This is a genomic window from Microbacterium sp. GXF6406, from assembly GCF_054798215.1.
Window position 1 is genome coordinate 1 of sequence record NZ_JBSJZH010000032.1, and the last position, 9,829, is coordinate 9,829.

General features: G+C 62.3%; 12 protein-coding genes. 7 read left to right on the top strand and 5 right to left on the bottom strand.

Annotation, left to right across the window (positions count from 1 at the left end):
• The 3 genes from ACWAUG_RS13045 to ACWAUG_RS13055 all read left to right on the top strand — a co-directional run.
• The coding region (locus tag ACWAUG_RS13045; protein WP_460802752.1) for an integrase core domain-containing protein at window positions 1-149 on the top strand (149 nt) is incomplete at its 5' end.
• A 163-nt stretch (window positions 150-312) separates the two neighbouring features.
• Window positions 313-930, top strand: a complete 618-nt coding sequence (locus ACWAUG_RS13050) for a hypothetical protein (RefSeq protein WP_175986978.1) — start codon at window positions 313-315, stop codon at window positions 928-930.
• The gene (locus ACWAUG_RS13055) at window positions 927-1,424 is read left to right on the top strand and encodes a hypothetical protein (RefSeq protein WP_175986980.1); all 498 of its coding nucleotides are present in this window, start codon (window positions 927-929) and stop codon (window positions 1,422-1,424) included. Before ACWAUG_RS13050 ends, ACWAUG_RS13055 begins: the two co-directional genes overlap by 4 nt.
• Window positions 1,425-2,388: 964 nt before the next feature.
• Here ACWAUG_RS13055 and ACWAUG_RS13060 read toward each other — a convergent pair.
• Complete coding sequence (locus ACWAUG_RS13060; protein ID WP_460802739.1) at window positions 2,389-3,300, bottom strand: DUF2599 domain-containing protein; 912 nt, start codon at window positions 3,298-3,300, stop codon at window positions 2,389-2,391.
• Between the two features lie 319 nt (window positions 3,301-3,619).
• Here ACWAUG_RS13060 and ACWAUG_RS13065 point away from each other — a divergent pair, with 319 nt between their 5' ends.
• Window positions 3,620-4,567 carry an AfsA-related hotdog domain-containing protein gene (locus ACWAUG_RS13065; RefSeq protein WP_460802741.1) on the top strand — a complete coding sequence of 316 codons (948 nt, stop codon included), beginning with the start codon at window positions 3,620-3,622 and terminating at the stop codon, window positions 4,565-4,567.
• On the opposite strand, the gene ACWAUG_RS13070 is transcribed toward ACWAUG_RS13065, so the two are convergent.
• Window positions 4,543-5,196 (bottom strand): ScbR family autoregulator-binding transcription factor, encoded by a 654-nt coding sequence (locus ACWAUG_RS13070; RefSeq protein WP_460802754.1) that lies wholly within the window; start codon window positions 5,194-5,196, stop codon window positions 4,543-4,545. The genes ACWAUG_RS13065 and ACWAUG_RS13070 overlap by 25 nt on opposite strands.
• Before the next feature lie 62 nt (window positions 5,197-5,258).
• Here ACWAUG_RS13070 and ACWAUG_RS13075 point away from each other — a divergent pair, with 62 nt between their 5' ends.
• Entirely contained in the window at window positions 5,259-6,152 is an 894-nt protein-coding gene (locus ACWAUG_RS13075; protein ID WP_460802743.1) for an NAD-dependent epimerase/dehydratase family protein, read from the top strand.
• Window positions 6,153-6,180: 28 nt separating this feature from the next.
• On the opposite strand, the gene ACWAUG_RS13080 is transcribed toward ACWAUG_RS13075, so the two are convergent.
• Window positions 6,181-6,297, bottom strand: coding sequence for a hypothetical protein (locus ACWAUG_RS13080; protein WP_460802745.1), 117 nt, complete (start codon window positions 6,295-6,297; stop codon window positions 6,181-6,183).
• A gap of 596 nt (window positions 6,298-6,893) precedes the next feature.
• Here ACWAUG_RS13080 and ACWAUG_RS13085 point away from each other — a divergent pair.
• A complete protein-coding gene (locus tag ACWAUG_RS13085) occupies window positions 6,894-7,178 on the top strand; it encodes a helix-turn-helix transcriptional regulator (RefSeq protein ID WP_460802746.1) in 285 nt (94 codons plus the stop codon).
• Here the strand turns inward: ACWAUG_RS13085 and ACWAUG_RS13090 are convergent.
• On the bottom strand, window positions 7,164-8,201 hold the full coding sequence (locus ACWAUG_RS13090) for a hypothetical protein (protein ID WP_460802748.1): 1,038 nt from the start codon (window positions 8,199-8,201) through the stop codon (window positions 7,164-7,166). The two genes, ACWAUG_RS13085 and ACWAUG_RS13090, sit on opposite strands and share 15 nt — an antisense overlap.
• A 146-nt stretch (window positions 8,202-8,347) precedes the next feature.
• Between ACWAUG_RS13090 and ACWAUG_RS13095 the strand changes: the two genes are divergently transcribed.
• Complete coding sequence (locus ACWAUG_RS13095) at window positions 8,348-8,788, top strand: hypothetical protein (RefSeq protein WP_460802749.1); 441 nt, start codon at window positions 8,348-8,350, stop codon at window positions 8,786-8,788.
• Between the two features lie 305 nt (window positions 8,789-9,093).
• Here ACWAUG_RS13095 and ACWAUG_RS13100 read toward each other — a convergent pair whose 3' ends face one another.
• Entirely contained in the window at window positions 9,094-9,705 is a 612-nt protein-coding gene (locus tag ACWAUG_RS13100) for a TniB family NTP-binding protein (RefSeq protein ID WP_460802751.1), read from the bottom strand.
• Between the last annotated feature and the right edge of the window lie 124 nt (window positions 9,706-9,829).

The following is a 9,829-nucleotide window of genomic DNA, read 5'->3' on the forward strand; positions in this document are numbered from 1 at the left end:
GGGACGTCGATCAGGTCGAGGCGGCGACCGCGTCCTGGGTGCTCTGGTTCAACACCGAACGCACCCACGGCTCCATCGACGACCTCACACCCCTCGAGCTCGAGCAACTCGACTACGCTCGCAACGAACCGGTTGAAAGAGCCGGCTGACACCAGCAAACAGCTCTCCGGACATGCCGGGGCGAGTCATACTTAGGTGACGCTTACCAAGTAATTTCTTCCGTCGTCGCGCCCTGGCAGTGGCGATCCCAACTCGTGGAAAGGGCCACCGTCAATGCGTCTGCCAAGAACTACCAGTAAGACTGTTCTCTCGTTGTTCGCGATTGTTGCGGCATTTGCTTTGGTAACCACTTCCCCTGCGACCGCGTCCGAGTATGGTGCACCGGCTGACGCGACCGTCGATGATGATGAGGGCGTGATCTTTTCGGTTCTCGGTGACGTCGGAGACGGCGTTGGTTCGGTTGTTACGGATGCAGATCTCGCGGAACTCGGGATCGAGGTGATCCCAGGTACAGCCTCAAGCGCACCGAAGGTGCAGGTTGAGGCTGCGCCCACCGCGCAAGCAGCGGCAACCAACAACGTACTCTTCCGGTGGAATGACTTCGGTAACCGCAAAGTTGTGTTGCGTTCCCTTCCTTACAATAAGATCCTCACCAAGCACAACTTGACGTACCGCACCCCACGCGTCGTCACCCAGAAGGCCTCGACACGAACCCCCGACGGTGGCACATCATGGCGATACCGACTTGCGGCCAAGGAGGTCAAGTGTGATTTCTGGGGGAATAACTGCAAGGTCGTGCGCACGGTCTGGGTGCGAACCGTCGTGGACTTCCGTTCGTATCAGGGGGATACATACGGAGTGGTGACCGCGTACTGTGAGGGCATTAACGGCAAGTGCCCCGATTTCGTGAAGAACGCCCTGAACCAGTGACGACGACGCACCGACAGCCGGATGACGTCGCGCTCTGGCGCGACGCCATCCGGGAAGCTTCGACCTTAGAGAACCTTCGCCCGGACGACGGTCTCATCCGGCAGATCCTGCTCGGCCCAGAAACGCTCGAGTTCACCCTCGTCGGCGGTGAGGTATTCACCGTTCCGGCCTCGGCAGATCGAAACGTGATCGCATCCGCAGCCTCGAACGCGCTGGGCCGTAGTGTCATCGCCAACCAGGCCGCGGAGTGGGAGCCCCCGGCGCAGACGGTGAACTATTGGTGGGCAGAGACTCTCTACAACTTCGGCATGCTCGCTCCCGAGGGAATCGTCATGAATCCCACGGTCGTGTTCGCCCGGATCTGGCGCGAAGGGACGGTCGCAAAGATCGAGGCCTACGACGCCGACCGGACCGCCGTTGCAGAGTTCGATCTAGAAGCAGATCACCCGCCGGTAGATACTGTCACCGACGTGCTCGAGGCCCTTCGCGCATAGGGGCAGAGAGCACCGTCACGACGGACATCGTGCCAACACGGCACACAAGAAGACTTGACCCCCTCTGCCCCTGCTTGTCCGGCGGACTGCAGAATTGATGGCACTGAGTCCGAGATCAGCGACATCGGTGGTGAGGCTGAGTAAGCGAGAACTCGCGGATCTCGATCACAACATCATTGGCACGAACTACAGAATCACTGTCACCGGTGTCCGATCTCACGAAAGTTGTCGGTCACTGAGACACGACATCCCCGAAAAGACGGGCAAGTCGTGCGCTGGCGAGAGTGCGGTCGTCTCACGCAAGTTGTCGGTAATCGCGGTTCTTCCATGTCCTGCCCAAAACGTCGGGCGGACGGTTTCGGAGCAGCAGGTTCCGGCAGGGGGTTTCGGCAGCTACTCAGGTGCGACAGCAAGTCCCACGGGCGTGTTTCCTCCGTGCTAGGAAGGACGCGCTCGTGGGACATGCTGTCGCCGAGAAAGTCGACGAATCAGGTTGCCGGTAGGTCTAGCGAGTTGGGACGAGGTCTCCCCATTCAACTGCGACGACGCACAGGTTCTTTCTATCCCCTTGGAAGAACAGGAAGGATGGGATTCTCTTGCTCTCGACTCCACCCTCGGAGGGTGCGTAGGACAGATTGATCACCCAAGTTGGTGCTAGATCCTTGTACGCCTCCCATTGCTCCTCCGCGAACTTCGCCGGTTCTCCCACCTCAAGGCCAGCCCACTCCGAAGATATGCCGAGGTCAGCTGTCGCACTTTCGCATACCTCTGGCGATGCGCCAGCGATGTTTGCCTTGACGAACTGCTGCGCTGCGTCCCTGACAGCAGCTCCTTCCGCGCCCCAGACAGCAGAGTCGATGGAGCAAGCCGCTAGACCAAGGGTTAAACCTAGCCCACAGATCGAAGCGACTGTCAAGTTGAGCGACCTGCGCACCTTCACTTTCATACCTACCTCACTGAGGGCTCAGTAGCTGAGGCACTTGCTGGACGCCTGCTGCTGCCAGGGGACCTGCGGCTTCCAGCTCTCGAGATCGTAGTTAGGATTCTCACTCACAGGCCACCCCGCAATGTGACAGTAAAGCTGTTCCTGGAGACTAAGATTCCAGTTTCCCGGATTCGGCATCTTGTTCTTCACCTCATCGGCGTGAGCCCACCACATTCCGATATTTCCGACACCCTGGTACAGACGTCCCCACGCGCTTGGCTTCGTCGTCACGATGAACCCTTGAGAAGTATTCGTGACGCTGACGCCACCGTACAGTTCCGCTCCGAGCCACGGGTCGGCCACCACCGGGTATGCATCCGTCGCCACGTTGGATAGATCCACGTACTGGCTGACTACGTTCGAGTCATTCACCTCGAAGTGGGTCGGGACGTCATTACCCTTGGAATCTCGTGCCCAAGGCGTTGCGAGGCCTCCGCTGAAGCTACCGTCCGGGCCCGTGAATGCCACCGCCCCGCTCTCCAATATCTCGGCCCGTGACCCGTCAGAGGTGAGTGCCTGGAAGTCGAAAACGTTATCAGCGGAAGGGGAATCGATCACGACCGCAATCAAGGCGCTACCGCCATCCATCAGGACTGGCTGATACCGAACACCCGACGTTTCCTCCAACGCAACCAACGAGAGAGTTCCGGATTCAGACTGAATCGTGACCGAATGATCCGCGACCGTCGCCACAACATCGTCCAGTCGGGTCGACCTTGCCGAATCCGGCGCAACCGCGCTGGCAACGTGTGCTGGCGCGGCATGGTGGAACGCGCTCATTGCGTCATCAGGCAAGAACCCATCATCCGCATTGGCAATTGCAGGAACGCTAGCTGCGAGCAGGCCGACAGCCGCGATAAGCGACCCAGCGATAGCTCTCGATTTCTTCACTTAGACCCTCCGAGTCTATCTGTTCTGTTCATTAATCGACTGACACTTCACGCGGCCGATACCCGCAGCTGGTCATGCGCAATCTCTTCTCTTTCCAATCTGGAAGAGCAAGAAGCCAGCGGCGTGTGCGCCGAATGAGATATAACGTAGTGATTACTATGTTGCGAGTCAAGAGCGCGCAGGGCCTGTTTCGCGGTCCCCCATGTCTGGAGCGAGCAGGATCAGCCAGCTCGCGCACGCGGTCGCTCAAAGTGCGTCTCGACGGGTTGAAAGTTCACAGGAGTCGTTGGTGATGAAACGTAGCGCTTACGATTTTCTTATGGATGCACCACCGTTGATGCTAGGGCGAGCATGTTTGCAGGAAGCGTCGGCACTCCCCACGCCGCGCGCGGGCGTGGGGTCTTGGCAACCGGTGCATCGCTCGCTTGTCCACAAGCGCGACGGCGATCAAGTGGTGCTTCGGGAGTTCCGCGACGATGCGGACGGATGTCTCGTGTTCGATGTTCGTGACGCACGGACTCGACTGAAGTCTGTGCTCGATGACGCCGGATTCGTAGCGGAGACCCTTCGGCAGTCAACAATCGCGCTCGCACACTTGCAGCACGGTGTCGCCGGCGATTGGGCGTTTCTCATGGACCGAATGTCGTTCCGATTCCACGCCGGATCTCTCTACAGCCCGCCGACGACTGTGCGGATCAGGGCACGGGATGTCGTGGCGCGTGCGGGAAACTTGCACTCGCTCGTGAGCGTGTTTGAGCTCCTGTCCGACGAGCACGTCATTGCGACCGGCGAAGGCTACCTCCGAGTGCTGAGCCGGGGGGTGTATCGCAGGATCCGGGCGGGGAGCGCTTCGCGTCAGCCAGCGCGAGCGACGCTGCGCAGCGCCCGGCCAGTCACGCTCTGCCTCGACACCGTTGATGCCTCGCGTTGCACCATGAGTTGGTCGGCTTCGGTCGACCCCGAGGATCCATTCTTCTTCGATCATGAGGTGGATCACCTCCCCGGCATGGCGATCTACGAGGCGGTGTGTGCGGTTGCCTCGCTTACTTCCGAGGCGAACGCGCCCCGTGTGGTGGCTTTCGACGGCTCTTTCCACCTATTCGTTGAACTCGGGGAGCAACTGCAGTTGACGGCGGTCACGGCATTACCCCGAGCCCGCCTTGGCATTCCAGACTCGATCGATGTCGAGGTGTCCTCGAATGGGCGATTGGTCATGTCCGCCACCGTGGGTGTAGCAGACACTCAGGCGACGCGATCCGCCGACTGATAGATGAGATCAGACGTCGAGGACAGCACGGGATGGTCTGGATCACGGACGAACCCCTCGAGCAGGACGGGCCACATTCGCTCGAGGCGTTCGAGGAGATCTTCGCTTCCAGTGAGCGCTGCGGAAACGAATTGGGCACCTGTGAACGAGGAGATGACCAACTCTGCAGCGGCATCCAGGTCCAAGCCCTCACGTGTCTCTCCGACGGCGGCTGCCCGTTCGAGGAGGATTCGGCACGCGCCGATCCAGTCTCGATACGGCGCGGCTGCTGCCCCGGCGAGATCATCCGCGGATTCGGTGCTCAGGCGCAGCCCGGCACGCACCACGGGCTGGGTGAGAACCTGCGCTGCGAGTTCCCCAGACAGTCGGACGATGCTGCTAAGCCCTGACTCGGTAGAAGCGAGGAACGACGCTCCGGCGCCGCTCGACATCGTATGCTGGCGGCGGATGATCTCCTCTGCCAACTCTTGCTTGGAGTCGAAATGGAAGTAGAGGGCCCCTTGGGTGACCGCCGCCTCCCGCGTAATGTCTCTGAGGGTCGTCGCCCGGTAGCCTTGGCGTCCGAAGACTACCGCAGCGGCATTGATCAGCGCCTCCTTGGTCTCCGTCGCTCGCTGTTGTTGAGCCATCAGCAATCCACCTCCAAGCTCATCAGCGTAGCGTCTACGAGGTTTCCCGTGCGGGGCGTGACATGACTCGTCCCGTTCTCATCACCGGTGCGACCGGATTCGTCGGCAGCGCCGTATCGCGACAAGCATCTTCTCGTCCGACGTTCAGAATCGCGCGACGGGGTCGGCCCGAGGGTAATCAGCCCGTCCATGCTGTCGACGTCACCGACCGGTCCGCACTGCAAGAGGCAGCCCGTGGCGCTGGTTCGATCATTCACTGCGTCTCATACGTGGGTTCCGATGCCGACCACGCCTGGCACGTCAACGATGAAGGCACTCGGGTCCTCGTCGAGATCGCGGAGGAGCTCGTCATCCGGAGCCTCGTGTACGTCAGCACCACGGGTGTGTATGGCGGCGGGACGCACGACGAGACGAGCGAGAGCGCGCCGGCGGCGCCGGCGTCGGAGGCGAGCCGAAGCCGACTCTCTGCGGAGCGGCGGGTGTTGGGTGCGGGTGGGTCGGTGATCCGCCCCCACCTCACCTACGGGGTCGGCGATCGCTGGTTCATCCCCCGTCTCGTCAGCGCAGCCACACTCCTCGGCGGGGTGCCTCGGGGAGTGACTACGTCGACGATCAGCGTCGAAGACCTCGCGCAGCAGATTTGGTTGCTCCACGACCACGCGGCGGGGCACGGACACAGCGGCGTTCACAACGCGTCTCACGACAGCCCCGCAACGTTGCACGCTATCCTCCAGGAGTGCGGGGCGCGCTACACCCAGTATGCAAACGCTGACCCAATCGATCCCGGGCATGCGCGGGAGCTGCTCCTCGGCAACGGCCTCTCCCGCCACCAGGCCGACAAGGTCACCAGGACCAACACGTTCAGTTCGACCTTGCCCACCATCCTGCCGGAACTCTCCAATTCTCACCGTTTCCAGCTGTCAGCAACCGCACGTGCCTGGTACAGCGAGCGGTGATCGCGACCCGGGGTGGTGACGGCATGCATCAGCCGGCACCGGGATCGATGAGTGCGCAGGCGGCCTCGTTCGGGGGCCAGTGCTCGCGTGCGCAGATGGGGCAGCCGGTACCTCTTGAACGGTTGGCGATGACGGCGTGCCACACGTGACTGCGATCGTCCGTTGGCGCCGACGTGACCGTTTGCGGAACTCACGGCCGACACGAAGGCTCCGCATCACTCCCTTGTCAAAGCTGATCATGCCGCGCCGTCGCCAATCGATCGTCGCGTGAGCGCGGAATCCTGAGATCGCAAGGCGTCGCTCGTCCGGTTGGAGGTTGTCCGGAAACGGCCCTGGCAGGCCACCCGAATCCGGGAGGAGAAACGCGAAGAGTTCGGAGAACGTCGGGCCGGCGCCCGTGCGTCTGCGTGTCTGTGCGATGTACACCGCGGCCGCCAGGGCCCACTCGTCTGCCGTGTCCTCACCCGTCAGGTCTTCGAACACGTAGGCCCACTCAGCAGGTGGCGGCGTCGCAATTCCCCGCCACCAGATCGGGTAAGCCTCATGCATGTCAGCCATCGCCTTCGCGGTCGCACACGCGAGCCGTTCCCGTAACGCGACCGTCTGAAGTCGGGATCGGCAGCACACGTGCAGAGGAGAGCGGAGCGATCCGGTGAAGTCGATGATTGTCTCGTATGGCCTCCCGAACTATGCCATACGGATTAGGCCATACGCGGACACGACAGTCACGACGCTTGAGACGTGCGGCAGCGGAACGATGACCTCGAAGCGGATTGGGCTGCGTTCGCCCAGCGTTTCGCAACTTCGCTCCGCACTGCTCGCGACAACGCTCACTTAAGCCAAGAGGACGTGGCCTACCGCGCCGGCCTGACACGCTACACGTACCAAAAGTACGAAAAGGGCGAATCACGGCCCGGCCATCCTGCCAATCCCACGCTACGCACGCTCCTCGCCCTCGCTCAGGTGCTCGGCGTCGCGTTGCATGACTTGATCCCCGACGATGCGCCCGATCTACGGAGCCGCTGACTGAGCGGGAATGACCACCGCGTTCCAGGGCGCGTTGTCCGCCCACCCCGGCACGATACGTCGAGAAACAACGCGGGAGGATGGCGCTCCACGCACCGCGCGGCTACCGAATGCATCCCGACGTCCAGAGCGCGTGACGTGGCGAAGGAACACTGCCTTGGCTCGGAAGGACGCCTCCGCGATAGCCTTTTCAAACGGCGCCCTGCTGATCGTTGCCTTGTTTGACTTGGGCATCCAGAGCGCCTCGTACATGGCTGCACGATGCACCCTGATCACACGGATTGCAGTGTCTTCCAGTTCCGGCGTTCTGCTCCCCCGCCCCGCGCCGACCACCAGTCCGATCAGCCCCTCCACCTGCCGACGTTGGCTTTCGGCAAGTGCCGCCATCGTGAGCGCGACGTCGGGATGGGTCAGCGTCACGAGGAGATCCACGATCGCTACGTAGAGGCGCCCGGCGACCCGCTGCCCGGCCACTGGATGCTCACACCAGCTGTCGCAGATGAGTCGCGCAGCGAGGTCGAACTCGCCAGTATGCATCGTCACCCCGCGGCTCCAGAGACGGCCCGAGAGCGCTTGCTCGGCGCGAACGCAGTCGCGCACGTCGACAATGAGCTCGTCTTCGCTGTCGGAATGCCATCGGCGGTGGCGGACGCAGTATCGGCCTCCTCTGCTGAACACCTGCGTCGGGCTGCCATTGCTGCAAACCATGCATGCGGCGCGAGCACCGTCGACGACGTCGCACTGGGCACAACGCTGCAGCCGCCAGCCCGCGTGGTGACAACGACGGTAGAGGAGGAATCGCGGGCGATCTCGAGCGAAATGTCCCTGTGCCAGCCCACCGAGCACTTCCGTCATCAATGTGAATCGCGGGTTTGCAACGCTCAGGTTCTTGACCCGAAGCTCTCGCGAGATGTGGTGAACCAGCGACGTGATGTCCAGCGCGTTCGCGTCTGCAAGCCTGCCGAGGTAACCCGTGGAGGTCTCTCCTGGGAGTGGCACCACCTTGCATGGCAGAGAACGCACTCTCATCCCCCGGCGAGTTCGACTCGATGCCGAAGTGCATGAGCGCGGATCGTCGCCGCTCTCGGAAGCACTCGTTGAGCAAAGGGCGTGAGCGCGCAGCCGCCTTGCAGAGGGATGGCCGATCCTCCCATCCAAAGCTCTCGGCCTTGGATCCTCAGACCATCAAGCATCCGCTCGGACGCCCGAAGGCCAGCCTCGTGAGCCTCGACGAGCCGGTCGAAAAGCGTCGCCAACGCATGACCGCCGCACCCGGGCGGCATCAGGACGTTCGCGAGACGATCGTCTGTCAACAAGGCGGTCAGCTCTATCCGTTCGGGAAAGAGCTGAACCTCCGGATCCGGGTGAACCTCGATGTCGATATCGCGCGTTGCTCTGAGCTGCAGCAGCTCTGCGGCCGCTTCGACTTCAGAAGACCCGTACGAGACTCCGCGCCGAGCAAGCGATCCGTTCAGACGGCGTTGGGCCGCCAGATGCCTGGCGGTCGGCGCGTAGCCTTCACTGTTGCGCCATCGCCGATGACGGATGCAGACCGGCCCATGCATTCGTGCCACTGTGATCCGATCGCCTGCCGCACATCGTCGGCATAGGGTCACTGCGTCGGGAATCATCCGGCAGCTCGGGCACTCGACTTGGCGCGTCGCTCCGCCATGGCTACACGCCTGACCACCGGAGTCGCGAACGAGAGCTCCGTCACGAAGCCCTCCGAGAGCCTCCACGTAGGCGAGGGCCGCTCGCGGCGAGACCCCAGTGGGAAGCCCACGATCCGCGTGCCTGAGCGCAAGCCAGAGATCTCTCTCACTGATGGCGTTTGCTGTGCAAAGCCGGGACCAATAGCTCGTTGCTGCCTCGCCCGGATACAGGCGCACCGGCACCGGCAGCGGGCGAATCGGGCTCATCTGGCGCTCACTCGCGTGCGACGGGGCGCGCTCGGCAGGAGTTCTGCCACAGTCTGACGACGACGGAGATCACGTTGGAACTCCGCCAGGTCGAGCTTTTCAGTTCCGTCCTCGATTGCTCTGAGTGCTGCAAACTGCAGGAGATCCTTGAGGAGCCCGATCTCCCCGTTCGTGAGCGCATGCAGCGTCGTCGCCCCTGCGAGGATGGCTCCTGGTCGCTGCTCCGCGAGGCAGAGGGAACTCTCCATAGCGAGAAGGAGATCGCCCCATCCCGCCTGCTCCTGTTTCGTTCCAGCGGGGAAAGGGACCGCTACGTGCACCTCGAATCGCTTAGCGATCTGCCCGCCACGTTCACCGTCCAGGAGTCCGGTGCCCTCTACGGCGATCCCGGCGTAGACGAAGGTGCCGCTGCACCGCTCGGATAGCTGCTTGAGCATGTCGGAGGCCTCAATGTTCTGCCGGTACTTGAGGTCGAGGTGATGCACATCGTCGATAAGCACCAGTTCGGTCGAGCACCGTCGAAGCGCGTTCGCAACGATGTCGAGCAGGTCCCCATACGTCATCCGGCCGAGAACCGGCAGCCCCAAGAACCGCGCGAACTCATGCATTGAAGCGCCCTGGGTCTGATGGAGACTCGCGCTATTTGATTCCCACCTGAAGCGCCCTGGGTCTGATGGAGACTCGCGCTATTTGATTCCCACCAGCTGATCGTGGTCGGCTTGGACAGCATAG

Bases quoted from the DNA above. Each gene is read 5' to 3' on its own strand.
- ACWAUG_RS13065 (WP_460802741.1), top strand. From the start codon at position 3,620: ATGGATGCACCACCGTTGATGCTAGGGCGAGCATGTTTGCAGGAAGCG.
- ACWAUG_RS13070 (WP_460802754.1), bottom strand. From the start codon at position 5,196: ATGGCTCAACAACAGCGAGCGACGGAGACCAAGGAGGCGCTGATCAAT.
- ACWAUG_RS13100 (WP_460802751.1), bottom strand. From the start codon at position 9,705: ATGCATGAGTTCGCGCGGTTCTTGGGGCTGCCGGTTCTCGGCCGGATG.
- ACWAUG_RS13075 (WP_460802743.1), top strand. From the start codon at position 5,259: ATGACTCGTCCCGTTCTCATCACCGGTGCGACCGGATTCGTCGGCAGC.